The sequence below is a fragment of the Gloeomargarita sp. genome (assembly GCF_053491055.1).
In genome coordinates this window covers 1-26,777 of the sequence record NZ_JBRCEP010000019.1, presented here as the reverse complement: position 1 = coordinate 26,777, position 26,777 = coordinate 1, and the positions used below count along the sequence as shown (strand labels likewise).

Genomic DNA, 26,777 nt, shown 5'->3' with positions numbered 1-26,777 from the left:
GTCCCATACATAACAGGAACCACAGCCAGCGTCAACTCCCCTGGGGTTGGGCGGCCAAGGCCAATTGGTACAATGTACGGCGCGGTAAACCGGTAACCTCCGCCAATTGCTGGGCAATCTCGCGGCAGCTTAACCCCGTCGCCACCAGGCGGTGAATTTCCGGCAGCACCTGGGCCTCGCTTAGCGCCAGGAGGTCGGGGTTCCCCGCCACCAACACCGTCAGTTCTCCCTTGGGGGGATGCGCCTGGAAATGGGCCTGGGCCTGCGCCAGCGTCCCCCGCCAAAATTCCTCGTAGCGCTTGGTCAATTCCCTGGCCACCACGCAGGGGCGTTCCGCTCCCAACACCGTCCCCATGTCCATCAAACTGGCGACCAGGCGATGGGGCGCTTCGTAAAAAATGAGGGTGGCGGGGATGGCCTTCACCCCCTGGAGGACCTGTTGGCGCGCCGCCGGTTTGGGGGGCAAAAAGCCCAGGAAGAGAAACCGCTCGGTCGGCAACCCCGCCGCACACAGCGCGGTCAAGGCCGCATTCGCCCCTGGAATCGGCGTCACGGGAATTTCCTGGGCAATGCAGGCCTGTACCAAAGCCGTACCGGGGTCGCTGATCCCAGGCATGCCCGCATCGCTCACCAGCGCCACCTGTTCCCCCCGCTGTAACCGCGCCAGCAATTCCCCCTGGCGTTGGCGTTGGTTGTGCTGGTGGTAGCTGATCTGCGGCGTGGTAATGCCAAAGTGTTGCAGCAATTTCCCGGTGTGGCGGGTGTCTTCCGCAGCAATCACATCCACCTCCCGCAGCACGCGCACCGCCCGGAAGGTCATGTCCTCCCAGTTGCCAATCGGGGTGGCGACCAGGTACAACCGTCCCTTAGCGGCTGGGTTCATGGTCCTGATGGCGCAAATAGGGGGGCCGCCAGTGGGGTTTCACCACCTGCCGCGCCCGGGCGATTACCAGGGCATCCTCCGGCACATCCTCGGTGACCACCGAACCAGCGGCCACCGTCACCCCCGCCCCCAGGGTCACGGGCGCCACCAAAACGCTATTGGCCCCCAACTTGCTCCCTGCGCCGATAACGGTCGGGTGTTTGTCCCGCCCGTCGAAATTGGCGGTAATGGCGCCGGCCCCCACATTCACCTGCGCACCCAGTTGGGCATCTCCCAAATAGCTCAAATGGGCCACCCGGCTGTGCGCCCCCACCTGGGTTTTTTTGATTTCCACAAAATTGCCCACCCGACAGTCAGGTCCCACTTCCGTCTGTTCCCGGATATGGGCAAACGGCCCCACCTGGCAATGGGACTGCACCGTACTGTTGCGAATCACCGAATAGAGAATGCGGACCTCTTGGCCGATCACACTGTTTTCCAGCCAACAGTCCGGCCCAATGTGACAGCCCTTGCCCACCACCGTGCGCCCCCGCAGGTGCGTGCCGGGTTCCAGGGTCACATCCGCCGCCAGTTCCACCTCCTCGTCCACCGTAATGCTGGCCGGGTCAATCATGGTCACCCCCCGGCGCATCCATTCGTCCCGCCAGCGGTTGTAGAGAATTTGGGTGGCCAGCGCCAACTGTTTGCGGTCGTTGATCCCCCACAGTTCCGTCCCGTCCGGCACATCCACCGCCTGCGCCGGTTGGAGCCACTGGATGGCCTCCGTCAGGTAATACTCCTGCTGTTGGTTGGCCGTGGTCAGTCGGGGTAAAACCGCCTGTAACCGGGGCCAGCGAAAACAGTAAACGCCCCCATTCACCCGTTGGTTTTGCCGCTGCGCCGGGGTGCAATCCCGGTCCTCAATAATCGCACGCACCTGCAACTGCCCATCGCAAATCACCCGCCCATAGCCCGTCGGGTCGGGCAACAGCGCCGTCAACAGGGTCACCCCGTACTGTCCCTGCTGATGGGTTGCCAGCAACTGGGCCAAGGTCTCCGGGCGCAACAGGGGCGCATCCCCATTGAGCACCAGCAAATCCCCCGTAAAGTCCTGCAAATAGGGAACCAATTGCTGCACCGCGTGCCCGGTGCCCAACAGGGGGTCTTGCTCCACAAATTCCACCCCCGCGATATGTGCCAACGCCTGCCGCACCTGCGCCCCCCCATGCCCGACCACCACCAGCAGACGTTCCACCGGCAACCCCTGCACGCTGCGGATGACCCGCTCCACCATCGGTTTGCCCGCCACCGGATGCAACACCTTGGGCAAATCGGACCGCATTCTTGTCCCTTTCCCCGCCGCCAAAATTGCTACCGCTACCATTGCCACACCCCTTCCGGCTGAGGGAACCGCTAATGTACTAAAAAAAGACAGACATGTTCGCCGCCTTGGGAGCATACCCCCTGATGAATGTACCCCGTTTCTCCCGCCCTCGCAAGGGGTCACCCCCGCCCCACCTGGGCAAAAATCGCCTGCAAAATTGCCGTAGCCCCCTGCGCCCGCACCTCCTGCGCCAGGGCTTCCCCCAGGGCCACCGCTGCCGCCGTCTCCGTGACCACTGCCGTGCGGGTAGCTGCCACCCGCTGTTGCCCATCCACACTCAACACCGCCCCGGTCAGCGTCAATTCCTGGCCCTGGAACTGGGAATGCACCCCAATCGGCACCTGACACCCCCCCTCCAACGCCCGCAAAAACGCCCGTTCCGCCTGACAACGCAGCGCCGTTTCCCGGTGGTTCAACCCCTGCACCAACCCCAGCACCCGTTCATCTCCTGCCCGGCACTGCACCCCCAGCGCCCCCTGTCCCACCGCATACAGGCACACCTCCGGCCCCAGCACCTCGCTTATCCGGTTGTCCCAGCCCAGCCGCCGCAACCCCGCCACCGCCAAAATCAGCCCATCGTACTCCCCCCGGTCCAACTTGGCCAAACGGGTGTTCAGGTTCCCCCGAATATCCCTAAACGTCAAATGGGGAAACCGATGCCGCAACTGGGCCAGCCGTCGTAACGAAGATGTACCGATCACCGTCCCTGCAGGCAAAGCCGCCAGCGGCGTCCCCTGCCAACGGGGGTGCAACACCAGGGCATCGCGGGGTTCCTCCCGGGCGGTAATTGCCCCTAGCACCAAACCCGCAGGCATTTGGGTCGGCAAATCCTTGAGCGAATGCACCGCCACATCCACCTCATGGCGCAACAACGCCTGCTCCAACTCCTTGGTAAATAACCCCTTATCCCCGATTTTGGCCAGCGCCACATCCAGAATTTTGTCCCCCTGGGTGGTCATGGTCACAATCGGAAATTCCTCAGCCGGGTAATGCTTTTGCAATTCGGTCTGCACCCAGCGGGTTTGCACCAGTGCCAGTTGACTTTGACGGGAACCAAGGCGGGTAATGGGCATGGGGTTACACGGTTGACCGGGCAATTTCTTAGCATAATCCCAAACGGGCCTCTTGACCTGCTGGCGCCACCAAAACCCCCCACGCCTGCCGCGCCGCTTCCTGTTGGGCTGCCTTCACCGATGTCCCCTGGCCCACACCCAGCAACCGCTTGCGGACATACACCCGAGCCACAAACCGCTCCGGCGACCCCGGCAGGGCCTCGGTTTCATAGGTAGGCAGTATCTTGTAATGCTCTTGGGTCCATTCTTGCAGGGCATTTTTATAGTTCAACCGCGCGGGGTCTTGCAACACCTGTTGGGCTTCCCGCTGCCAGGGCGGATAGAAACAGGGCTGCAGGGGCGCAAGACTGCCCACACTTAGATAGACCGCCCCCACCACCGCCTCAAGAATATCTGCCAACCACATCCCCGCAGGGGGCAGCCGATTCCCCACCAGGGCAAACTCCCCCAACCCGTACTCCTGGGCGATTTGCCGCAACAACCGGTTACTCACCAACACCGAACGCAGCGCCGTATAGTCCCCCACCGACAAATGCGGGTGATGATGCCAAAGATAGTCCGCCGCCAACAACCGCAAAACCCCATCCCCGACAAACTCCAACGGTTCGTAGTTGCATTGCGGGTCAAAACTGCTGTGGGTTAGGGCCTGATCCAGCAGATGCCAATGGATGTGGACAGGCGCGATGCCTAACCGTTGGAGGAGTTTGTGCAGTTCGTGGTCGCGGCGGGAACCAGGGGGAACGCCAGCCATAGAATATCCACAAGCACCAAACCGAGAAAAACTAATGCGTACGCCTCATATCTCAAAGTTCCGGTCTTTTACATTATATACTTTCATCGAAGTAATTATTATCTATCTTTTTGACCGGATAGAGAGACACTGTGGAAACACCAACATCATGGTCTATCATCAAATTAGTTAATTGCTCGCCATCAATCAAGATAATTTTGCTACCAATTTGAGATACATAACTTCTGGCCTCATCCGTGAATCGGGACGTGGTAATGAAAATCCCCTTATTAGCCTTCTGAGCTTGTAGTGCCCCGGCAAATTGCATGATTTCTGGTCTGCCTACAGGCGTACGCTCCCACCGTTTAGCCTGAAGGTAAATAACATCCAGACCAAGTTTATCCTCTTTAATAATGCCATCAATTCCCCCATCGCCACTTCTGCCGATAGCTTTGCCGGCATCAACCAGGGAACCACCGTATCCCATTTTCACCAAGAGTTCGACAACGATACGCTCAAAAAATGCCGGTGAAGTTGCCTTAATTTTGGCAAGCAATTCATCCGCCAGTTCATCACGCAGATTTTTATAGGCTGCTTCTAGAGCCTCAGATGGAGTGGGAACCGGGCGGTCAGGTGTTATAGTCGTTTCACAGGAAAATGCAACACTTTGAGGCACTGGTCATCACTGTATCCCCTTCCAGGACAGGGTTTTCAGGTAAAGGCGCATGTCGCAAACTTGTTTGAAATGACTATAATTCGGTTTCCAGGATTGTTTTGTCACCGTCTGCCCTTGCTCTTTTCTGATTTATAAATTCACGAAACTCCGGGTATCTCTTCAGCGTTTTGTTATTGATAAACTGAGGTTGTTCTGCCAGAAGCTGTCGGCCTCGCTCGGTAATGCGATAGTATCCTCTGCGGGTAGATGCAAGTAGCCCGGCTTTTTTCATATAAGTTGCTGCCCAACCAACTCGGTTGACAAAGGTAGATTGGGTTCCGTTGGGAAGCATTTCTTTTAAGTCTGCCTCTGTGAGCTTTAAGGCTTGCGCTAAAAATTCAACCGCCTTGCTTGTGGTTATTTCACCCTCAGCAACCCCGGCATACTGCAACAAAGGCAACATCAGACTTTGATAATCAGGTAGGGCCATCGCAACCCATGATTTTAGCAGCGACTGGTATTTCTTTAGATTATCTGTTTGGGGGGATTGAAACGCACAAGCGGCGGGTAGCGTTGATCGCCAAAGCAATAGGGGTCACCAGAATCACTCCCAACTAAAACTTCCACATCACGGCATCAGCAGGAATCAACGCATTCACCGGCTGACTGAGGGCATCCAATTGCGCCAGGGTTTCAGCGCTCAGCCGCACGGCAAGCGCCGGTAAATTACGCAACACCTGCTCCCGGTTGCGTACCCCCACAATGGCATGGGTGCACGGTTGGTGCAAAAGCCACGCCAACGCCAAATTGCCCAGGGAAATTTGGTATGCCTCCGCAATCGGACGCATCTGCGCCAGAGCGTGTTGGGCTTGACGATATAATTCCCCTTGAAAAAGGATATTTTTGGTGCGCACATCCTCTGGGGGAAATTGATGATCCGGGGGAAATTTACCTGTGAGTAATCCTTGGGCCAAGGGGGAATAAGCTAGTACAGAAATTCCCTGTTGGCGGCAGTAGGGAATTAACTCCCGTTCCGGTACGCGCCAAAACAGGGAATAAGGGGGTTGAATACTGCTAATTACCCCGTACTGTTGCGCTTCTTGCAATTGCGTCACGCTGAAATTGGACACACCAATCGCCCGAATTTTCCCTTGTTCTTGCAGTTTGACCAAGGCACGCATGGTCTCGGCAATGGGGACAACGGGACTGTTCCAGCTACCACTTGGCCAGTGAATTTGATATAGGTCAATGACATCAATTTGCAACCGTTTCAGGGAGTGTTCACAGGCGGCAAGTACCTGGTCATAGGCCAAATGATTGGCAAAAACTTTGGTGGCAATGACCGCCTGCCCCCGATAGGTTTTAATTGCTTTGCCTACCAATTCCTCACTATACCCATCCCCATAAATTTCTGCTGTGTCAATGGTGGTAATACCGTGGTCTAAAGCAGTTTGAATTGCCGCGATAATCTCTTGGTCGTCAATCCCTACCCAGCCCCGTTTCCCGGCCTGCCATGTGCCAATAATGAGTGGTGTAATTTGAATATCGGTTTGACCAAGGGGTATTTGGGGTATCATGGGGTGGTCACAAACTCCATCAACGGAAATTCAATTTTTAGGTAATCATTTTCTAGGCTGGCTTTTTGGGGTTGCAGACCGGCTAGGGCTTGGGGGAGAACCATATTGCGGCGGTGGTTGCCAATGCGAATGTTTAATTCGTCGCCGGTTTTGGTGAGTTGGATTTGGTCTTTGGGAACCCCTGGCAAATAAAGTTCTAAACAGTAACCCTGGGGCATTTCCGTCACTTTGACCGTCTGCTCCTGGTAATAAATTTGGGTGGGGTCTTCGTCGGGGTACAGGGTATTTTTCAACCGTTCTAAAGCAGCTAAACCGCACAATTCCTCTGGGTACAAGGGCACTTCTTTGACAGGGAGCGGGTGAAAACTCTGGCGAATTTCCTGACGGTATTGGTTCTGGCTGGCCTGCCATTTCTGGAAAAAGGGGTCGGTGACATCCGCAGGTAGAATTCGGTTGGTAATCACCAAATCGGTGGCCACGTTGTATAGACTCAGATAGGCGTGCGCCCGCAGGGATTCTTTGATGACCATTTTTTCCGGGTTGGTCACCAAGCGCACAGAGGTGCGGGTGTTATCGGTCAAAACCCGTTCCAATTGTTCAATCTGTTCATAGAATTCATAAGGGGCATCCATCACTTCCCGATCGGGCAGCGAAAAGCCCATCACCCGCTTGAAAATCGGTTCAAAAACGGGGGTGAGCACCTGCGCCATGCCTTGCAGGGGTTTGTAAAAACGGCGCATATACCAGCCTGCGACTTCGGGAATGCTCAAGAGGCGCAAGGCGGTGCCGGTGGGCGCTGAGTCAATGATCAAAACATCGTAATGCCCTTCGTCGTAATGGCGTTTGACCCGCACCAGGCCAAAAATTTCATCCATCCCCGGCAGCACGGCCAATTCCTCCGCCTGCACGCCATCTAACCCGCGCGCTTGCAGGACTTCGGTGACGTAGCGTTTGACCGCTCCCCAGTTCAATTCCAGTTCCCGCAGGGCATCCAATTCCGCACCCCAGAGGTTGGGGCGGACCGGCCGGGGTTCGTGGTCCAGGGGTTGGTCGAAACTGTCGGCCAGGGAGTGGGCTGGGTCGGTGCTCAGAACCAGGGTACGGTAACCCAATTCCGCACAACGCAGACCCGTAGCTGCGGCAACGGAGGTTTTGCCGACGCCCCCCTTGCCCGTCATCAATAACAACCGCATGGGTTTGGTTCCCGTTCGTTAGTATTATAGGATAACGCTTGCGGCAGGGGTTGGTGCGATTATGGCGGTGACGCGCCCAATGACACCCCGCAGTTGGGGGGCATGGCTGTTGATTGGCGTGGGGGCAGTTTATCTGCTGTTGTTGGTGCTGTTGCCTTTGGTGAATGTGTTTTATCAGGCCTTCCGGGAGGGCTGGGGGGTCTATCTCCAGGGGCTGAGCACCCCGGAGGCGCGCCATGCCATGGGGCTGACCCTGGTGGTGGTGGGGGTGACTGTGCCGGTGAATACGGTGTTCGGGCTGGTGACCGCCTGGGTGTTGGCGCGCTATCGGTTGCCGGGGCGGGGGCTGATTTTGGCGTTGCTGGATGCGCCTTTGGCCATTTCGCCGGTGATTGTGGGGCTGATGTTTATCCTGCTCTACAGCCCGACGGTGGGTATGTTTCGCGACTGGGTGACGCGGCTGGGGGTGCAGATTATCTTCGCGCCGCCGGGGATGGTGTTGACGACCCTGTTTATCACCCTGCCCTTTGTGGTGCGGGAGGTGCTGCCGGTGTTGGAAGCGACCGGGCGGGAGGAGGAAGAGGCCGCCTGTACGTTGGGGGCGCGGGGGTGGCAGGTCTTTTGGCGGATCACCTTGCCCCAGATTCGCTGGGCCTTGCTGTATGGGGTGATTTTGACGACGGCACGGGGGCTAGGTGAATTTGGGGCGGTGGCGGTGGTCTCCGGGAAGGTGATTGGCCAGACCAATACCCTCACCCTGCACATCGAGCGGATGTACCTGGAGTACCAAACGGTGGCAGCGTTTGCCGGGGCTTCCCTGTTGACCCTGATTGCCCTGGGAACGGTGGCGGGACAGGCGTTGCTCGGCCAGTCGGATCGCGAACGCATCGGGATACCTTAAATCCAGGGAGGGGGGCCGGGATGCGGATTGGCGTGCCTAAAGAAATTAAAGATCAGGAGTTCCGGGTGGGGCTGAGTCCGGCCAGTGTGGCGGCTTTGGTGGCGCAGGGGCATCAGGTGGTGGTGGAAACCCAAGCCGGTGCCGGGGCAGGTTTTGCGGATGAATTGTATGAACAAGCAGGCGCTACCATTGCCGGGGACGCAGCGACCGCTTGGGCCCAGGATTTGGTGGTGAAAGTTAAAGAACCGCTGCCTGGCGAATACCAGTTTTTGCGGGAAGATTTAATCCTCTTTACCTATCTCCATCTGGCGGCCCAGCCGGATTTGGTCAAAGCTTTGCTCCGGGCCAAAACGACGGCCATTGCCTACGAAATGGTGGAATTGGATGATGGGCGGTTGCCCCTGTTGCACCCGATGAGTGTGATTGCCGGGCGGTTGGCGGTGCAATTGGGTAGCCACTTTTTGCAACGCCAATCCGGGGGCAGGGGCGTCCTCCTGGGCGGTGTACCGGGAGTAAAACCGGCGCAGGTGGTGATTTTGGGGGGCGGCGTCGTGGGTACGGAAGCGGCCCGGATGGCGGTGGGGCTGGGGGCGCAGGTGACGATTATTGAACTGAATTTGGACCGGCTCTATGCCCTGGGGGATTTGTTTGGCTTTCGCGTCCAGTTGCTCCACAGCAACAGCACCCACATCGCCCAAATGGTACCCCAGGCGGATTTGCTGATCGGGGCGGTACTCGTGCCAGGGCGACGCACGCCCATGCTGGTGCCGGAATCCCTCGTTAAACAAATGGCCCCTGGGAGTGTCATTATTGACGTTGCCGTGGACCAAGGCGGCTGTGTCGCCACATCCCGTCCTACTACCCACACGGAACCTGTTTATACAAAATATGGCGTTTTACACTACGGCGTGCCGAATATACCAGGGGCAGTACCTTGGACGGCGACCCAGGCGTTGAACCAGAGTGTTTTGCCCTATTTGTTGGATTTGGCAGCCCAGGGCACGGCGGCGTTGGCACCCAATACCCCTTTGGGCCGGGGGGTGAATACGCAAGGGGGCAGGCTGATTCCGCCGGTGTTGCGGGAACTGTTTCCGGAATAAGGCGATAGCTGGCCAACGGCGGCCCAGGAATGCCCCAGGCGGCTCGGTTGATAGGTACGGTGGGAAAGTTTAAGTTAAATTTAATAAGAATTGTCGGCCAGGGGTGTTGGGGGGACGGTATGCTCATTCTTTCGGTTGACGATGTGGAACTGTTGGGGGCGCCCTATCCAGAGGGGGGACGGATTCAGTATCAGCAACAGGTGTTTGAGCGGCGGTGTTCGTTTGGGGTGCATCAACGGCAGCAGGCGATCCGGGCCTGTCAAAAATACTTGGATTCCCATACCCGCGGGTGTTTGGTGGTGGCTGACCCGTCCGGTTACACGGTTTGGACCTATGTAGCGGATGCTTCTGCCTAGGGGGGCGGGTGCGGTCGGGAGGAATGGCATGGATTCCCGGGCGCTGATCGGTTATGTTAGTTGGTTATGATCTCTGGGGGAGGTTTGTGGACAATTTGTGACCTACATTACCCCTGGCCTTGGGCGGATGCAGTTGCAATTTAGCGGCCTTTCCCATCCTGGTGTGGTGCGCACCCAGAATGAGGATGCGTTTCATATTGATGCCCAGGGGCGATTTTTTATCGTGGCGGATGGGATGGGGGGTTATGCGGGGGGGGAGCGCGCCAGTCGGTTGGCGGTGGCGGTGATTGCTTTGTATCTGGAGACCTATTGGGAGCAGCACCACACGCCCGCCGAGATGATGCAGCAGGCCATTGGCCGCGCCAATGAGCATCTGTTGGCCGAACAGGCGCACAACCCGGTGCTTAAGGACATGGGGACGACGGTGGTGCTGTTGTGCCGGGGGGAGGGACGGCAGGCTTGGTTTTGCCATGTGGGGGATTCCCGGTTGTACCGGCTGCGGGCGAATCATTTGGAACAGTTGACCCAGGACCACACCTGGGTGGCGCAGGCAATCGAAGCGGGGGGGTTGTCGCCCCTGCAAGCCCGTTCCCATCCTTGGCGGCATTTGCTCACCCACTGTTTGGGGCGGGAGGACCTGCGGCCGGTGACGGTGCAATCTTTGACCCTGGAGCCGGGGGATTGCTACCTCCTGTGTACGGATGGGTTGACTGAAGAGGTGATGGATTGGCAGATTGCGGCGACGTTGCGGTTGATGCGTTCACCGGAGTGGGCGGTGCAAACCTTGGTGGATGCGGCCTGCAAGCGGGGCGGGCGGGACAACATTACGGCGGTGGTGGTGCAGGTGCCCTGGGAGCCAACGCTCCCGGCTACCTAGATGCCTACGCTATGGTAGAGCTAGCAAGGAGGTTTAGGCATGGCAGACCAGGTAGCGGCGTGGCTTCAACCCATCGCAGATTTTTTCGTGGGTTTGCATATCCCGGCGCCGATTGTGCACTGGGGACATCCGCTGATGATGGGTATTGTGTTGGTGTTTATGGGTAGTTTTGCAGCGCTGACGGGCTGGCGGGGACGCTTGGCCAGTGATCCCCAGGTGGCGCAGCAGGCGTGGGCCGAGCATCGCAAGCTCGTGCCCTGGCTGTACATTTTTTTGGCTTTGGGCTACAGCGGCGGGTTGCTGGCGTTGGTGATGCAGGAGCAGCCGATTTTGCAGAGTCCCCACTTTGTCACCGGCACGCTGGTTCTGGCGGGCTTGACGGTGAATGCCCTGTTGGCCCTGGGGATGCACCAGCAGGCGGTGACCCGTACCCTGCATGCCTACGTCGGCAGCGCGACCCTAGCGGTGGCGGTGGTGCACATGGTCCTGGGGGTGCAATTGGGTCTGTCGTTTTAGGAGTCACCGGGTATGAAATGGCGGTGGCTGGGTTGGGTGGGGGTGTTGCTGGTAACCCTCGCATGGGCACAACCGGCCTGGGCGCTCACGGAACCCCAGCGGTTGGTGGTGGAGGTGTGGCACATTGTGAACCGCGCCTACGTGGACCGCACGTTCAACGGTCACAATTGGCAGCAGGTGCGGCAAACCGCTTTGGCCTCGCCCCTAGAAACCATGGAACAGGCAGAGACGGTGATTCAGGAAATGCTCCGCCAGTTGGATGACCCCTTTACCCGCATCCTGCCCCGCAGCCAGTACCACACCCTGCAAACGACGACCGCCGGAGAGTTGAGCGGGGTGGGGTTGCAAATTGTCCTGGACACGGAGCGCCAGGTGCCCATGGTGGTAGCGCCGATCAAGGGTTCTCCGGCGGCCCAGGCGGGGATTCAAAGCCAGGATCGGATTGTGGCGATTGACGGCGTGTCCACTGTCGGCATGGATATGGATACGGCAGCCAGCCGGCTGCGGGGGCCGGCGGGAACTGCTGTGGTGCTGACCCTGGAGCGGGAAGGGCGGCAGTGGCAGGTGACTCTGGAACGGCAGCGGGTGCGCTTGCCCTCGGTGACCTGGGAATTGCGCCCTGGCGGGATTGGTTATATCCAACTCAGCCAATTTAACGCCAACTCCGCCGCAGAGATGGCCCAGGCGATTCGCAGCCTGGAAGCCCAGGGGGTACGGGGCTACGTGTTGGATTTGCGCAACAATCCGGGGGGGCTGTTCCAGGCGGGTTTGGAAATTGCTCAGGAGTGGATCGACGAGGGGACGCTGGTTTATACGGTGAATCGGGATGGGTTGGCCACAGACTTTACCGCCGCGGGCAAAGCGCTGACGGATAAACCCCTGGTGGTGCTGGTCAACCGGGGAACTGCCAGCGCCAGTGAAATTCTCGCCGGTGCGTTGCAGGACCATCACCGGGCGGTGCTGGTCGGGGAAACCACCTTTGGCAAAGGGTTGATCCAGTCGGTTTTTCCCTTGAGCAATGGGGATGGCTTGGCAGTATCGGTGGCGCGCTACGAAACCCCCGCCCACCACAACATTCACCGGCGGGGCATTGTGCCGGATAAGCAGGTGGCCGCTGCGCCCTTGATTACAGTACCGCCTGGCCATCCCGCGTCGCCGCCGGGGGATAATAAAGATAGGGTCCAGGCCGACCCCCAGTACGAAGCAGCGGTGGCGTGGCTGGCCAAAAGTCTGGCCCTGACGGGTGACGCCAAGGGGTAGCAGGGAGCAGCAGGGACATCAAGCAAACTGTGGGAGGTGGTGGGGATGGCGAACGCCGGGACAATTAAGGTGGGGTTACTGGGGTTGGGAACCGTCGGCGCCGGGGTGGCGCAAATTCTTCTGGACCCCAAGGGACGGCATCCCCTGCTGGCGGAGGTCCATCTGCACCGGGTGGGCGTGCGCTCCCTGCACAAACCGCGGGCGCTGCATTTGCCGCCGGGTCTGTTGACGACGGATGTGACCGGGCTGGTGCAGGACCCGGAAATTGACGTGGTGGTGGAGGTGTTAGGGGGGTTGGAACCCGCCCGCAGTTTGATGTTGCAGGCGATTGCTGCGGGGAAACACGTGGTCACGGCCAACAAGGCAGTGATGGCCCGCTACGGGGCGGAACTGTTCCAGGCGGCGCAAGCGCAAGGGGTGTACGTGCTGATGGAAGGGGCGGTAGGGGGCGGCATTCCCATCATTCACCCCCTCAAACAGGCGTTGGGTGCCAATCGCCTGACCCGGGTGATGGGCATTGTCAACGGCACGACCAATTTCATCCTCACCCAAATGATGCAGGGACGGGGGGACTTTGCCACTGCTTTGGCGACGGCGCAGGCGTTGGGCTATGCGGAAGCAGACCCGCGGGCGGACATTGATGGCGAGGATGCCGCCGACAAAATCACCATTTTGGCGACCTTGGCTTTTGGGGTGCAGGTGAACCGGGAGCAGGTGTACTGGGAAGGGATCGGCGGGATTCAACCGGTGGATTTGCGCTACGCCGAACGCCTAGGGTTTCAGGTGAAATTGTTGGCGCTGGCGCAACGGCAGGGGGAATTTCTGGATATTCGGGTGCATCCGACGCTCATTAGCCAGGACCATCCCCTAGCCAGCGTCCAGGGGGTGCAAAACGCGATTGTCTTAGGGGGAGAACCCTTGGGGGAAGTGATGTTCCAAGGGCCGGGGGCCGGGGCAGGGCCGACGGCCAGTGCGGTGGTGGGCGATGTGGTGAATGTGGTGGCCACCCTGCGGGCCGGTTCCGGCTACCATCCCCTGTTGGGTTCCCAGGTGACAACCCCCATTCCGCAATTGCCGATGGATGAGGTGCAGACGCGTTTTTACACCCGCATCCTCACCCAGGACCAACCGGGGGTCATCGGCCAATTGGGCACCTGTTTTGGGCAACATGGGGTGAGTTTGGCCTCGGTCATCCAGATTGGCACCCACGAGCAACTGGCGGAAATTGTGGTGGTGACCCACCAGGTACGGGAGGGGAATTTTTGGTTGGCGCTGGAAGAAATCCGCCAGTTCCCGGCGGTGGACCACATTCCCACGGTGTTGCGGGTGTGGGCGTGAAGGACCCGCAGTTGGTGGCGATCGAGAAGGCCGTGCGGGAAGCAGCGGCAGCCCGCCAGGGAGATGCCATTGCCCTGTTGGCGCTGTTGCGGCTTTTAGAAGCGTTGCATCGGGAAATTGAAACCGGCCCTTTTACCGCCGCGTTGCCCCAGACCCGCCGGGATTTGTACAATTTCCTGCTGGACATCGAGGCCCAAGGCGGCTGGCCCTACATTTACCGCCGCAGTTTGCAGCAGTTGCTTAGCCACCTCCAGCCGGAAGCCAGCGAGGGTACCGCTTCGCCCCCCCTTCCCGACCAACCGCCATCGGCGTCCTAAGTTGAGCGCATCCCTGCGCGCCAGTACCCGTTTTCCCAAAAATCAAGGTAAACTGATGCCATAACTCCTGATGCTGGTTTCTTTCCCCACCCGTCATTCTCTGGGAGCATGGTCATGTTGCCGGAACAACAGCAAAAAATTTTGGTTTATTTTATCGAAGAGGCCAAAGAGCACCTGCAAACCCTGGAGCAGGGCTTGATGAATTTGCAGACCAACTCCCGGGATAGTGAACTGGTCAATGAAATGTTCCGGGCTGCCCACTCGATCAAGGGGGGCGCGGCCATGTTGGGGTATGATAGCATCCGCCGCACGGCGCACCGGTTGGAGGATTGCCTGAAGGTGGTCAAGGAACAGCCGGGGACGGTGGTGGACCAGGAGGCGGAGGATTTGTTTTTGCGGGGGTTTGATACCCTGGTGGAGTTGATCAACCAACTGGAACAGGGCAACCTGACGGAGGAGTATGGGCAAACGTTGTTTCAACAGGCCGAGCCGGTCTTTGGGTTGCTCCACCAGCGGTTGACGGGCGAAATGGTGACCGCGACCAGCCAGCCTGCCGTACCCGCTAACTTTTCGGCGCAGGTGCTGGCCATTTTGCGGCAGATGTTGGAGTTGATCAAACAGGGGGCGACGCCGGAACGCACCCAGCAGGTGGCGGCGTTGTGTGGTCGGTTAGGCAGTTTGGCGCCAGGGGTCACAACCTGGCAGACGCTGACGCAAACGGCCCAAAAGGCAGTGACCAACGCCCGCGCGCCTTTAACCAAAATGGCGGGTCTGTTGTTGAACGAGTTGAAGCAGGCCAGCGAGTTGGTGCAGCAGGGGAAAGCTCAAGAGGTGGCGCCCAGTCCCACGCTGTGTCAATTAGCCGGTGTGGACCCGGCAACGGTTAAAGCGCCGCCCGCAGCGGCAGCACCGGCTCCCCCCAAACAGATCACCATTCCGGTCGAGCCGCGAGAAGCAGCCAAGTTGCTGGTGGCGCACTTTGAACCGGCGCAGTTGACGGTGTTAGCCAAATTATTGGTGCAAGCGCTGAAGCGACCGGCTTGATGTCCTCTGGCATTGGCCGCTGGCAAACCCGATAGGCGACTGGGGCAGCGGTCATGACCAAACCCTTTCACCTGGATTTACGGGTGCAACCGACACAGGAGAGATGGGCGTGTTGATTTGGGGCCAACGCACCTATGTGATGGGGATTCTCAATGTCACCCCGGACAGTTTCAGCGACGGCGGGCAGTATTTTGATTTAGAGTCAGCGATTGCCCAGGGCAAAAAACTGGTGGCCGAGGGCGCCGACATTTTGGATATTGGCGGTCAATCCACCCGTCCCGGTGCCACGATTGTGCCGCTGGATGAGGAATTGCGGCGGGTGGTGCCGGTGGTCAAGGCATTAGCGGCTATGGTTCATGTCCCCATTTCCATTGACACGACCCGGTCGGTGGTGGCTGCCGAAGCTCTTGCTGCCGGAGCGACCTGGGTCAACGACGTCTCAGGGGGCACGGAGGACCCGGAATTGTTGCCGGTGGCGGCGCGGGCTGGGGCAACCGTAGTGCTCATGCACCGGCGGGGCAATCCCCAGACCATGCAGTCGTTGACGGACTATAGGGATTTAATCGGCGAAGTCCATGAATTTCTTGCCCAACAACGGGACAAGGCCCGGCACCTGGGGATTCGGGAAATCATTCTCGACCCTGGGATTGGTTTTGCCAAAAATACCGCCCAGAATTTAACGTTACTGCGGGAACTATCGCGATTTCGTGACCTCGATTGCCCGCTTTTGGTAGGGCCTTCCCGCAAAAGTTTTATCGGTCACATTCTCAACCAACCCGACCCCCAACAGCGGGTGTGGGGAACGGCAGCGGCCTGTTGTGCAGCCATTGCCCAGGGCGCAGATATTGTGCGGGTGCATGATGTGGCGGCCATCCGGCAAGTGGTGCAGGTAGCCGATGCCATCTGGCGGGGGTATGGGGTCGCTACCTAATATCCTGATTTTGACCACCGGTTGCCTGTCGCTGGCACATGGGACGGGCGCCCGTCTGCTCTACCAATTTGCCCCCTATCCGCCCCAACACCTTTGGAATGTCTTTAGCGGCCACCAGGGAGAACCTGCGTTGCCCCAACACCTCTGGGTACGGCGCTACGACCGCACCTGGCGCTCCGAATTGCGGCGCTGGCGGCGTCAATTCTTCCGCATAGATAGCCCAAATCGGGCAATAGATATACGGGACATTCGGGCCTACCTCAACCGTCATCAGTGGCATCCCGATTTAATTTATGCCACCTGTTTATGTCGTGATGACTTAGAAATTCTCCATGCCCTGTTACACCAATATCACTACACTTTACCCGTCATTCAACACTTTCTAGATTGGCACCCCGACGACCCCAACATGGTGCCCCTCTTGCGCCGCTTAAATCCCCATTTAACCCAAGTGTGGGCCTTGACCGAAGCCATCCAAACCGACATCAGCCACATTTTAGAACGTCCCGTGCCAGTTGTGAGTGTTTTTCACTGCGATATTCCAGCGGTTTATAAACAGGAACACCGTCCCTACGATGCCCATTTTCGGGCTGTGATTTTGGGCAATTGTGGCTACCCAGAAATTCTCGATGACCTAGCGCAAGCCTGGCGCACACTCGCCCAAACCTTTCCCGATTTACAACCCATTCATTGGTACGCCCATCCCCACTCCTGGCAATACCTACAGGCACGTCACTATACCTTGCCCCCGGCAATTCAATACCGGGGTTTTATTCCCGCTACCGAACTGATGACAAAGCTCAGCACCTACGATTTAGCCCTAATTCCTTTCAACCGTGCTGATACCCCAGAATCCTTTTACGCCCGCTATTCCAACCCTTCCCGTATTACAGAATTAGCCAGCGTTGGTTTGCCTTTATGTCTATTGGCTGGAACCGGAACGGCTGCCGCTCAATATATGCAAAAAAATGACTTGGGATTAGTTGTAAATCCGGCGCACCCAGAACATCTAGTCACCACCCTTAAATTGCTTTTGCACGATCACCAATTGCGCCAAACCCTAGGGCAAAAAAGCCGCCGTTTTGCCGAAGCCCATTTTGATATTACTCAGCACCGCCGTTTTCTCTGGCAGACCTTTAGTCAAATCTTGCACAGACCAATTGAAATTTGTTTCAGAAGTGTTGAATCTTGAGATTTTGAGGGTTATAGCTAGGTAGGTTAAGGTTGTCGTCTTAAGATTCATGGCTACGCCACGCTTCGCTATGGGAAACCAATGTGGGGCTACGCCCAGCGACCTATGTCATGTCAACCTTTGTATGCTTAGCTATAGTGCAAAAATATACATCCAGCCTCATGATATATAGTCATTTCAAACAAGTTTGCGGCATTCACCTTTCACCTTTACCTGCAAACCCTGTCCTAGCAGGGAATACAGGGATTACCAGTGCCTCAAAGTGTTGCATTTTCTTGTGAAGTGACTTTATCACTGCAATAGCAAAGCCATCACGTCTTTTTTCAGAGTATGGCCATTTCGGTTGAGAATGCGACCCTAACTTGTGCAGTAATTACGAATGACTTTATCAATCATGGTGCCAAAATGATAGGCCGTGAAAGTACGTAAGACTGCTGTAATCTTAGTGCGTCTCAAAACAAAATCGGCGGTTATGGGGATGGCGTTTGCCAAATAATCGCCTGATTATCCCATCCTCCCGACACCAGCAGGCGACCATTGGGAGCAATGGCAAGGGATTTGACCACCTCTTGATGGCCTTCGAGCACTGCCAAAGATGTCCCCTTGGCCGGATGCCAAACGGTAATGACGGCGCTATCGGGGGTGGTTGTCCCCGTGCCGCTAAATAAAAGGGCATTGTCGGGGCTAAAAACCAAACTGTAAACGATACCGGGCGCCTTAAGCGTTTTCAGCCAGGCCCCGTTGCGCACATTCCAGAGGGAAATGTTACCGTCCCCACCGCCGCAGGCGAGGACTTGCCCGTCGGGACGAAAGGCCAGCGACCAGATACCGTGCCGGAAAGCATGACGGGTGAGGCTGTACTTACGACTCCGGCTGGGGATATCCCACAGTTCGATCACATCTTGGCTCTGGCTGGCAACGGCCAAGAGGGTGCCATCGGAACTGACGGCCAGGGCGTCAATTTTCCCCAGTTCGGGAAACTGCTGGCGAAACCTGGGCGTACCTAATCCCCGCTGCACATCCCAAAGATAGACTTCGCCATTGGCATCCCCGACGGCCAGGAATCGCCCGTTGGCGTTGCTGGTCATCGCAGTGACCACCCCCTTGGGTTCGTCCAATTCCTGGAGCAGCCGCCCATCCGCAACACTCCAGACCTGTAAACGACTGCGGTCAAAGCTGGCCAGTTGTTGCCCGTTGCGCATGAAAGTGATGCCCATGACCGCAACCCCGTTGCGGCGTAACCACCCCTCCCGTTGACCACTGGGCAACTGCCAGAGACTGATGCTGCCATCGCTACTCCCGACCGCCAGTTGGTTGCCCTGGGGATTGATGGCGACACTGTTGACATAGCCCTGGAACACCTTGAGGGTCTGGGCCGGTGCAAAAGCGGGGGGCGCCGGGTCGGGCAGGGTGGGGCCGGCTAAAGGATTGTCCACCGCCCGGCGCTGTTGCCACCACAGCCAACCCCCAGCGCTAAAGGTCGCCAGCCCGACCATACCCAAGAGCAATAGCGGTAAGGGCAAGACTTGGCGGTGTAATGCCGGCAGCGCTTGGGGTTCGGGAAGCCGCCGTCGCCCCTGGGTCACCGGCGCGGGGGCGGGAATACGCTGTTGCCCTTGCGTGACCGTTGCCGCCAACCGGCGTGTTCGGCCTTGGGTGACCGGTTCTGGGGGAGGCGGTTGGGATGTGCGCCCTTGGGTGACCGGTTCGGCGGGAACCTGCAGGTGTTCTGGGCGGCCATTGGCAGGATGGGTGCTTTCTGGCGTCACCTGGTAATGCACCAACACCACCGTGACGTTATCATGGCCATTTTTTTGGTTGGCCAGGTCAATCAGCCGTTGGTTGGCCGTGACCAAATCCACCTCCCCGGTGAGAATCGGCAGCAGTTCCACATGCCAGTATTGATCCACCAAATTGTTATCGCTCAACCCATCGGAACAGAGCAAAAAAACACTGTCCTCATCCAAGGGAAACCGCTGCACCATCGGGTGAAGCAAGCTGGAGGCATTGATTCCCAAGGCCTGCACCAAGGCTCCGGCTGCCGGTTGCCGCAACGCCTGGGAGTAAAGGCAATAGCCGAGCCGCACCTCCCGCGACGCCACATCGTCATCGGTCGTGACTTGGTAACAGCCATAGCGGGTCACCCAGTAAATCCGGCTGTCCCCCACATTGGCCAAAAATACCTCGTAATCCCGCACCAGCGTCATGGTCAGGGTTGTGCCCATGCGTTGCCGTTCCTGCCGCTGCTGCTGATTGTTTACCTGGCTAATGCGGTCGTTGGCATGGCACACAATCGTGGCCAACTCCTGGGTCACCACCTTGGTATCCACCTTGGCCAACACGCGGGGATTGAGCTGTTGTTTGATGGTTTCAATCGCCAAATTGGACGCCATATCCCCCCCCTCATGGCCACCGATGCCATCGCAGACAATTGCAAAGGGCAACCCATTGGCACCAGTTAACAGGGGATGGCGCTGGGGCGCAGGATAACAGGCATCCTCATTGCGGCGACGGGTTGGCCCTGGGTCCGTCCAGGCCACCACACGCACCTGGCCCTGCCACGTCTCACGAAACCCCGCCAACCCCTGGTCCAACCGCTGGAGCAGGTCCTCCGCACTGGTGATTTGTTTTTGGATCATGCCTTCGCACAATTGCTCCACCAGGCGCCGCACCGTCGGCTGGGTCAGCGGCACCAGCCGAGATAACAACTCCCCCAACTGCGCCAGCGTCGCTTGCCCCCCGTCGGCTACCAATTCCCGCAGCCGAAACACCGGCCCTTCCACCCGCAAAAGCGGAGGATGCAACAAACTGCCCGCCACCTGTTGATAACTCAACATCGGCCATAGGCGCGCGATTTGCCACAGCCAACTCAACTGGCGAAACCCCGTCGCCTTCTCCCAGGCCTTCCCAAACAGTTGCACCGGTTGCCCAGGCCGCGCTACGGTACCACATTCCTCCGGCAACAACGGCACCTGGCTCAACACCAACCGCGGCTGCCCCCCTACCGGCATCACCCCGTGAATCTGGGGCAAATGCAACCGCCAGGGGAATAACCGCAGATAGGGCTGCGCCTCCGTGGGAATCACATCCAAACTCAACGGCGGACGACCCGGCTGCAAATCCAACAGGACATTCGGCCCCCGCAGGCTGTAGCGTTCCCGGTAGTCGCGCTCCCACTCCGTCCCCACCAGCGATGGCCCCGGCACCCACAACAGCACCGTCTGCAGGGGCGACCCACAGACCTGACAAAACCGATTGGTCTCAGGATTCAGGCTGTAACAATTCGGATTGGAACATTCGATACGGTCCATCCATCCCGCCTGTGGTTGCACCCCTGGGGCATCCGTTTTCGCCAGCCTTGTCTTTTGATTTTAGCCTATGCCTCCTCCAGCGCCGCAATCCCAGGCAAAATTTTCCCCTCCAGCAACTCCAAACTCGCCCCGCCCCCGGTGGAAATATGGCTCATCCGGCCAGCCAACCCCGCCTGTTCTACCGCCGCCACCGAATCGCCACCGCCAATAATCGTGGTACAGCCCCGGTCGGTCAACTGCGCCAAGGTTTCGGCCACCGCCCGCGTGCCGACCGCAAACCGGGGAAATTCAAACACCCCCATCGGCCCGTTCCACACCACCGTCTGACAGTCCTGGAGCGCCTGTTGAATCTGCGCCACCGACGCTGGTCCAATGTCCAACCCCATCCAGTCGGCGGGAATGGCCGTCACCGGCACCGTCTGCGCCTGGGCATCCGGGGCAAACTTATCGGCCACCACCACATCCGTCGGCAACAGCAAGGTCACCCCCCGCGCCTGGGCTTTGGTCAGCAACGCCTGCGCCAAGTCCAACTTATCCGTTTCCACCAGGGATTTGCCCACGCCTAGCCCCTGCGCCTGGTAAAAGGTGAAAATCATCCCCCCGCCCAGAATCAATTTGTCCACCTTCTCCAACAGCGCCTCGATCACCCCAATTTTGCTTGACACCTTCGACCCGCCAATGATTGCCACCAGCGGCCGCCGGGGGTTGTCAATGGCCCCTTGCAGGTATTGCAATTCTTTTTCGATCAAAAACCCCGCCACTGCCGGTTTGAGATAGCGGGTTACCCCCTCGGTCGAGGCGTGCGCCCGGTGCGCCGTGCCAAAGGCATCGTTGACGTACAGATCGGCCAAACTTGCCAATTGCCGGGCAAACTCCGGATCGTTGGCCTCTTCCTCCGCATGAAAGCGCACATTTTCCAACAGGGCCACCTGCCCGTTGGCCAACCCCTGCACCACCTGGGCTGCGGCCTCGCCGATACAATCCGGGGCAAACGCAACCGGCATCCCCAACAATTCCCCCAACCGTGCGGCCACAGGCGCCAGACTATTCCCCTCTTTGACCAGTTGCACGGCCCCTGTGGCCTTATCTTTTTTGAAGGGGCGTCCCAAGTGGCTGCACAAAATCACCCGCGCCCCCCGTTCCCGCAGATAGTTGATGGTGGGCAGCGCCGCCCGAATGCGGGTATCGTCGGTAATGCGCTGATCCTGGTCCAAAGGCACATTAAAATCTACTCGCACCAAAACCCGTTTCCCCGCCAGGTCCTGCTCTGTCAGAGCCGCCAGTGTTTTTTTTGCCACAGGGTACCTCCCCAAAAATCTGAAATAATAATGGATGTAGGCCTCATGGCATCCCATTGTACCGGCGAACCGGCTCCGCAAACCCCTATGTTTCACAAAGTTCTTTTGGCGCTCGACCACAAGCAAGAACCCCTGGAACCCGCAGTTTCCCTGGTGAACTTTTGCAAGGCTAGCTTGACCCTGTTGGCGGTGGTGCCAACCGAAGCCGAGGTGCCTGCGGCGGAAAGTTGGTTGGGGACGGTGCAAAGCGCCCTGGCCGACCGCCAGATTCCCGTGACCGCCCTCGTGCGGGTGGGGCAACCGGCTTTTACGATTTGCGATGTGGCGGATGAGTTGAATATGGATTTGATCATCGTGGGCTGTCGGGGCACAGGCTTGACCGAGGAGGGCATGGCCGAAAGCGTCAGCATCCGGGTGATCAACCTAGCCCCCTGCCCCGTGTTGGTCATTCCCTAGGGTTGCCTGGTACCCCCGCGCCAACAAATTGCCCCCTAACACCAGCAGCAAGAGCACAAACGCCGCCGCCCAAGCCACCTCCTGCTGGTTGGCAAAAGGCGATAGGGCAAAGGTGTAAATTAAAACGGGCAACGACGCCACCGGCTGGGTGGTCAACGCGCGCCACCCCAATTCCGCCAGCGGCAGGTAATTCTGAGCAAACAACGCCGTAAACAGCAAGGGCGCCGTTTCCCCGACCACCCGCGCCACCCCCAAGGTCAGGCCCCGCACAATCCCCGGCCAGGCCTGGGGCAACAAAACGCCCGTGACCACCTGCCAAGGGGTCGCCCCCAACGCCCAGGCCCCTTGGCGTATCTCCAGCGGCACGGCAGCCAAGGCCACCTGCGTCGTGGTGGTCAAAATCGGCAGCATCAAGACCGTCAGGGCCAAGGCCCCCGCCAGCGCCGAAAACCGTCGGGTTGGCACCACCACCACCCCAAACACAAACACCCCCACCACCAAAGAAGGTATCCCTGCCAAAACCTCCAACCCCAGGGTCACTAGCCGCACCAGGCCCGGCCAGGGGCAAAATTCCTGCAGGTACAAAGCCGCCAACACCGACACCGGCAACGCCATCAGCACGGCCAACGTCATGAGAATACCACTGCCTACCAACGCCGGCCCCAAGCCTCCCCCCCCACGCAAGGGCGCAGGCGGCACCGCGGTCAAAAGTTCCCAGCCCCGCTGCAGCCACTGCCTCCCGCCCCGATAAACTACATAGCCCACCACCCAGCCCAGCACCCCGATGGTGATAGCCACCGCCAGCCCCACCCACCCTGCAAGCAGCCTATCTACTTGCCGCCGCCAGCGATTCATCCCTCGCCCCGCAACAGCCGCCCTACCTGCCGCAGCAGGGGAGAACGCCAGCCTGCCGCATCGATCACCGTGACCCCCGCCGGTATCAGGTCAACCTCCCCCGGCTGGCCCACCACCACCACCAACGGTTGCCCCGTTTGCGCCAATTCCCCCAACACCTGCCGCTGCCCCGGCCACCGCAGCGCATCGTACAGAAGAAGTACATGGGTTGTGCAAGTACGGTTAGCCCAACCATCTCCCGTTGGCATGGCCCTGTTGGCATCCAAGCAGGTCATCACCACTGCAGCCGTTGGGATGCCCAGTAACGCCGCCATCTGGGCCGGGTCCAACCAACAGGGTTCCCACAGCACCCAATCGGCCACGGGCGTCACATCCGGGAGATACAACCGCACCGGCCCTGGCACCGGCAGTCGGCCCTGGGGGTCGCGCACCACCCGCACCGCCGCCTGCGCAATCCGTTCGGCCAAGAGAATCGCCGGTTGCCAATCCTGAGTCGGGGGCAACACCTGGGCCACATCCGCCTGGGCCATCAGGTGCTCTATCCGGTGCAGCGCCAGGTCCCACTCCGGTAACGCTCCCTGCTCGACCACCGCGCTTAAGTGTCTGAGCACCGCCTGCCAATCCTCCTTTTTGGCCCCCACCAACGCCACATCATGCCCGGCTTGCAGGGTTTTGCCAAGGCGTTCCGCCAGCGTGCCCCCCGCTGCCACCGCCCCCATCTGCAAGTCATCGCTGACGCACAGACCCGTAAACTGCAACGCATCCCGCAGATAGGTTTGGAGGACCTGTCGGGAAAACGTGATGACATTCTCCCCATCCAACGCCGGCACCAGCACATGGGTGGTCATCACCGTCGGCAATCCCGCCGCTATCGCCGCCCGAAAGGGTTGGGCATGGGTTGCCAGTTGGGCCGGGCTTAAATCCAAACGGGGGAGTGCCTGATGGGGGTCCACCGGGGCGCAACCCAACCCCGGAAAATGTTTGCCGCAGGGGACGACCCCCGCCTGTTGCATGCCCCGCACCATCGCCAGCCCCAAGCGGGTAACCACCTCCGGATCACTTCCAAACGCCCGCCCCCCCAACGCCGGATTGGGTCGGTCGCCCAGCACATCCAAAACAGGGGCCAAATTCCAGCCGATTCCCAGGGCGCGCAGTTCCTGCCCCAATTCCCAGCCCACCGCCTCTGCCCACCGTTCCGCCTGCGCCCGGTCCCGTTGCGCCACCCGCCCCAGGGCATAATTCCCCGGCCAAGGGGCACAGCCTGCCAGATGGCGCATGACTTGCCCCCCTTCATGGTCGATGGCCATCACCACAGGCCGCCCCAGCCGCTCGCGCAACCAGGTCAGTTGTTTGCGCAATTGCGGCGTCACATTACTGCGAAAAAGCACCAACCCCATCGCCCCTGTCTGCCGCAACAACGCCAGCGCCGCCTCCCCAATTTCCCCTGGGGGCGCCCCCAGCAGTAACCGCCGCCCCACCGTCACCGGGCTTGGGCACAATACCGTTCCACCAAAATCCGGGCCGCCACGTCATCCACCGGTCGGGGCAAAGGCCGCAACCTGGCAGGCAAAAACCGCCGCCACCCCCGCGCTGGATACAGCTCCCAGTATTTTTTGTGCGCCTCCTGCGTGCTGTAGCGCTCGTCCACCGTCACCACCGGTACCCCCGGCAACGCCGCCGCCAGCCGCTGCCGCCACTGTTGGTGGGTGGTCTGGTCCCCCATCACCACCACCTCCGGCTGATACTGTTGGCATAGGGTACGGAGAACTGCCAGCGCCTCTGCTGCCGGCACCACCCGTTGCACCGGCCATTCGCCCTGGGCCGAGCGCACCACCACCCCGCATTTGTCCCGACCGGGGTCAAACCCCAAAATCACCGGCATCAACGGGGCAAAGCGCTCAACACTTCGCGGGCCGCCGCCAGGGTTTGGTCAATATCCGCTTCCGTATGCGCCAAACTGGTAAACCCCGCCTCAAACTGGGACGGCGCCAGATAAATCCCCCGCTCCAACATCCCCCGGTGAAAACGGCTGAATTTCTGCACATCCGCCGTCTTGGCCTGGGCGTAATTTTTCACCGGCCCCTGGGTAAAGAAAAAGCCAAACATCCCGCTGAGGCTGCCGGTACACATAGGATGCCCCAATTCATCCGCAATCGCCTGCAACCCCTGCACCAAGCGGGACGTCACCCGTTCCAAATGCTCGTACACCCCCGGACGCTGGAGCAATTCCAGGGTTTTGATCCCCGCGGTCATCGCCAAGGGATTCCCCGAAAGTGTCCCGGCCTGATACATGGGGCCTGCAGGCGCCACCATCAGCATGATGTCTTTACGTCCCCCGTAGGCGCCCACCGGCAGCCCACCGCCAATAATTTTTCCGAGCGTCGTCAGGTCAGGCATAACGCCAAAGTATTCCTGCGCCCCCCCATAGCGGATGCGAAACCCGGTCATCACCTCATCAAACACCAACAGCGCCCCGTACCGCTGGGTGAGTTCCCGCAGCCCCACCAAAAATTCCCGCTCCGGCAGAATAAACCCGGCATTGCCCACCACCGGTTCCAGCACCACCGCGGCAATGTCGTCGGGATACCGGGCAAACAGGTCCGCAACTGCCTGCAGATCGTTGTAGGGAGCCGTCAAGGTCGCCGCCGTCACCGCTTTGGGCACCCCCGGCGAATCCGGCAAGCCCAAGGTGGCCACCCCCGAGCCGGCCTTGACCAGAAACATATCCGCATGGCCGTGGTAGCAGCCCTCGAACTTGATGATTTTCTCCCTGCCGGTAAACGCCCGCGCCAACCGCAAGGCCCCCATGCAGGCTTCCGTTCCCGAATTGACAAACCGCACCATTTCAATACTGGGCACGGCGGCAATCACCATTTCCGCCAACACATTCTCCCAGCGGCAGGGCGCCCCAAAACTCGTACCATTGCGCGCCACCGCACAAATTGCCTCGATTACCTCCGGGTGGGCATGGCCACAGATGGCTGGCCCCCACGTACCCACGTAGTCAATATACCGGTTGCCGTCCACATCCCAGGCGTAGGCACCCTGCACCCGTTCAAATACGATGGGCTGCCCCCCCACCGCCTTAAACGCCCGCACCGGCGAACTGACACCCCCCGGCATCAGGTTTTGCGCCTGCTGAAACAAGCGCTGGGACTCGCTGGTATTCCAAACGGTGGCCACCATGACGGTTACTCAACAGGGAACATCCCTAGTTTAACCCCTGTAGGCAGTTCCTGGACAACCGCCTGGCCCCCCGGCTAGGAAAGCGGACCATTTTATCCTGATACCATCTGACAGAAGGGTTGTGACGCTTGGTGAGAATCACGGCAGATCAACAACTCAACCATCTAGGCCCAACATTCTGTAACAGATAACAGATAATAACTATAGTCATTTCGGTTTAGAATGCGACACTAACTTGTGCAATAATTACGAATGATTTCATCAATGGTGGTGCCAGGAGGAGCATACATCCACAATCTTTTTAATGCGCTAAAGTCATGCTCAATAGCATTGAGGTCTGGGGAATAAGTTGGCAAAAATAACAC

The 26,777-nt window shown here is 59.2% G+C and carries 26 protein-coding genes and 1 pseudogene; 12 read left to right on the top strand and 15 right to left on the bottom strand.

Annotation, left to right across the window (positions count from 1 at the left end; translation table 11 throughout):
* Window positions 1-31: 31 nt before the first annotated feature.
* From rsmI to ACWISF_RS01905, 8 genes and pseudogenes are all read right to left on the bottom strand, one after another.
* Window positions 32-883: a 16S rRNA (cytidine(1402)-2'-O)-methyltransferase gene (gene rsmI / locus ACWISF_RS01940; RefSeq protein ID WP_448379910.1), complete on the bottom strand. Its 852-nt coding sequence runs from the start codon at window positions 881-883 to the stop codon at window positions 32-34.
* Window positions 867-2,246: a bifunctional UDP-N-acetylglucosamine diphosphorylase/glucosamine-1-phosphate N-acetyltransferase GlmU gene (glmU, locus tag ACWISF_RS01935; RefSeq protein ID WP_448379909.1), complete on the bottom strand. Its 1,380-nt coding sequence runs from the start codon at window positions 2,244-2,246 to the stop codon at window positions 867-869. The genes rsmI and glmU overlap by 17 nt, the downstream gene beginning before the upstream one ends.
* 119 nt (window positions 2,247-2,365) lie before the next feature.
* A complete protein-coding gene (hemC, locus tag ACWISF_RS01930; protein ID WP_448379908.1) occupies window positions 2,366-3,319 on the bottom strand; it encodes a hydroxymethylbilane synthase in 954 nt (317 codons plus the stop codon).
* A 28-nt stretch (window positions 3,320-3,347) separates the two neighbouring features.
* Complete coding sequence (locus tag ACWISF_RS01925; RefSeq protein WP_448379907.1) at window positions 3,348-4,070, bottom strand: ribonuclease III family protein; 723 nt, start codon at window positions 4,068-4,070, stop codon at window positions 3,348-3,350.
* Between the two features lie 73 nt (window positions 4,071-4,143).
* Window positions 4,144-4,698: pseudogene (locus ACWISF_RS01920) on the bottom strand (restriction endonuclease); the annotation flags it as partial.
* A 100-nt stretch (window positions 4,699-4,798) separates the two neighbouring features.
* Entirely contained in the window at window positions 4,799-5,194 is a 396-nt protein-coding gene (locus ACWISF_RS01915) for a winged helix-turn-helix domain-containing protein (protein WP_448379906.1), read from the bottom strand.
* Window positions 5,195-5,318: 124 nt separating this feature from the next.
* Window positions 5,319-6,281 carry an aldo/keto reductase gene (locus tag ACWISF_RS01910; protein WP_448379905.1) on the bottom strand — a complete coding sequence of 321 codons (963 nt, stop codon included), beginning with the start codon at window positions 6,279-6,281 and terminating at the stop codon, window positions 5,319-5,321.
* Window positions 6,278-7,474 (bottom strand): TRC40/GET3/ArsA family transport-energizing ATPase, encoded by a 1,197-nt coding sequence (locus ACWISF_RS01905; protein WP_448379904.1) that lies wholly within the window; start codon window positions 7,472-7,474, stop codon window positions 6,278-6,280. The genes ACWISF_RS01910 and ACWISF_RS01905 overlap by 4 nt, the downstream gene beginning before the upstream one ends.
* Window positions 7,475-7,535: 61 nt before the next feature.
* Between ACWISF_RS01905 and cysW the strand changes: the two genes are divergently transcribed.
* The 11 genes from cysW (at window position 7,536) to ACWISF_RS01850 (ending at window position 17,306) form a co-directional block, all read left to right on the top strand.
* Window positions 7,536-8,375 (top strand): sulfate ABC transporter permease subunit CysW, encoded by an 840-nt coding sequence (gene cysW / locus ACWISF_RS01900; RefSeq protein ID WP_448379903.1) that lies wholly within the window; start codon window positions 7,536-7,538, stop codon window positions 8,373-8,375.
* A 20-nt stretch (window positions 8,376-8,395) separates the two neighbouring features.
* Window positions 8,396-9,475, top strand: a complete 1,080-nt coding sequence (ald, locus tag ACWISF_RS01895) for an alanine dehydrogenase (RefSeq protein ID WP_448379902.1) — start codon at window positions 8,396-8,398, stop codon at window positions 9,473-9,475.
* 119 nt (window positions 9,476-9,594) lie between these two features.
* Window positions 9,595-9,831, top strand: a complete 237-nt coding sequence (locus tag ACWISF_RS01890; protein WP_448379901.1) for a hypothetical protein — start codon at window positions 9,595-9,597, stop codon at window positions 9,829-9,831.
* Between the two features lie 97 nt (window positions 9,832-9,928).
* Window positions 9,929-10,708: a PP2C family protein-serine/threonine phosphatase gene (locus ACWISF_RS01885; RefSeq protein ID WP_448379900.1), complete on the top strand. Its 780-nt coding sequence runs from the start codon at window positions 9,929-9,931 to the stop codon at window positions 10,706-10,708.
* 39 nt (window positions 10,709-10,747) lie between these two features.
* Window positions 10,748-11,224 carry a DUF4079 domain-containing protein gene (locus tag ACWISF_RS01880; RefSeq protein WP_448379899.1) on the top strand — a complete coding sequence of 159 codons (477 nt, stop codon included), beginning with the start codon at window positions 10,748-10,750 and terminating at the stop codon, window positions 11,222-11,224.
* A 12-nt stretch (window positions 11,225-11,236) separates the two neighbouring features.
* Window positions 11,237-12,484, top strand: a complete 1,248-nt coding sequence (locus ACWISF_RS01875; RefSeq protein ID WP_448379898.1) for a S41 family peptidase — start codon at window positions 11,237-11,239, stop codon at window positions 12,482-12,484.
* 45 nt (window positions 12,485-12,529) lie between these two features.
* On the top strand, window positions 12,530-13,822 hold the full coding sequence (locus ACWISF_RS01870) for a homoserine dehydrogenase (RefSeq protein WP_448379897.1): 1,293 nt from the start codon (window positions 12,530-12,532) through the stop codon (window positions 13,820-13,822).
* A complete protein-coding gene (locus tag ACWISF_RS01865) occupies window positions 13,819-14,139 on the top strand; it encodes a hypothetical protein (protein ID WP_448379896.1) in 321 nt (106 codons plus the stop codon). The genes ACWISF_RS01870 and ACWISF_RS01865 overlap by 4 nt, the downstream gene beginning before the upstream one ends.
* A 114-nt stretch (window positions 14,140-14,253) precedes the next feature.
* The gene (locus ACWISF_RS01860; protein ID WP_448379895.1) at window positions 14,254-15,183 is read left to right on the top strand and encodes an Hpt domain-containing protein; all 930 of its coding nucleotides are present in this window, start codon (window positions 14,254-14,256) and stop codon (window positions 15,181-15,183) included.
* 103 nt (window positions 15,184-15,286) lie between these two features.
* Entirely contained in the window at window positions 15,287-16,114 is an 828-nt protein-coding gene (folP, locus tag ACWISF_RS01855) for a dihydropteroate synthase (RefSeq protein ID WP_448379894.1), read from the top strand.
* Window positions 16,098-17,306, top strand: coding sequence for a hypothetical protein (locus ACWISF_RS01850; protein WP_448379893.1), 1,209 nt, complete (start codon window positions 16,098-16,100; stop codon window positions 17,304-17,306). The genes folP and ACWISF_RS01850 overlap by 17 nt, the downstream gene beginning before the upstream one ends.
* Before the next feature lie 470 nt (window positions 17,307-17,776).
* Here the strand turns inward: ACWISF_RS01850 and ACWISF_RS01845 are convergent, their stop codons facing one another.
* Complete coding sequence (locus tag ACWISF_RS01845; RefSeq protein WP_448379892.1) at window positions 17,777-20,617, bottom strand: WD40 domain-containing protein; 2,841 nt, start codon at window positions 20,615-20,617, stop codon at window positions 17,777-17,779.
* Window positions 20,618-20,682: 65 nt separating this feature from the next.
* The gene (locus tag ACWISF_RS01840) at window positions 20,683-21,915 is read right to left on the bottom strand and encodes a phosphoglycerate kinase (protein WP_448379891.1); all 1,233 of its coding nucleotides are present in this window, start codon (window positions 21,913-21,915) and stop codon (window positions 20,683-20,685) included.
* 87 nt (window positions 21,916-22,002) lie between these two features.
* On the opposite strand from ACWISF_RS01840, the gene ACWISF_RS01835 reads away from it, so the two are divergent.
* Window positions 22,003-22,371 (top strand): universal stress protein, encoded by a 369-nt coding sequence (locus ACWISF_RS01835; protein WP_448379890.1) that lies wholly within the window; start codon window positions 22,003-22,005, stop codon window positions 22,369-22,371.
* Here ACWISF_RS01835 and pstA read toward each other — a convergent pair.
* The 5 genes from pstA to ACWISF_RS01810 all read right to left on the bottom strand — a co-directional run.
* Window positions 22,339-23,226, bottom strand: coding sequence for a phosphate ABC transporter permease PstA (gene pstA, locus ACWISF_RS01830; protein WP_448379889.1), 888 nt, complete (start codon window positions 23,224-23,226; stop codon window positions 22,339-22,341). The genes ACWISF_RS01835 and pstA overlap by 33 nt on opposite strands.
* The gene (gene nagZ, locus ACWISF_RS01825) at window positions 23,223-24,725 is read right to left on the bottom strand and encodes a beta-N-acetylhexosaminidase (RefSeq protein ID WP_448379888.1); all 1,503 of its coding nucleotides are present in this window, start codon (window positions 24,723-24,725) and stop codon (window positions 23,223-23,225) included. Before nagZ ends, pstA begins: the two co-directional genes overlap by 4 nt.
* Complete coding sequence (locus tag ACWISF_RS01820; protein WP_448379887.1) at window positions 24,707-25,108, bottom strand: pre-16S rRNA-processing nuclease YqgF; 402 nt, start codon at window positions 25,106-25,108, stop codon at window positions 24,707-24,709. The genes nagZ and ACWISF_RS01820 overlap by 19 nt, the downstream gene beginning before the upstream one ends.
* Window positions 25,108-26,412: a glutamate-1-semialdehyde 2,1-aminomutase gene (hemL, locus tag ACWISF_RS01815; RefSeq protein ID WP_448379886.1), complete on the bottom strand. Its 1,305-nt coding sequence runs from the start codon at window positions 26,410-26,412 to the stop codon at window positions 25,108-25,110. Before hemL ends, ACWISF_RS01820 begins: the two co-directional genes overlap by 1 nt.
* Before the next feature lie 230 nt (window positions 26,413-26,642).
* The coding region (locus tag ACWISF_RS01810) for a transposase (RefSeq protein ID WP_448379923.1) at window positions 26,643-26,777 on the bottom strand (135 nt) is incomplete at its 5' end.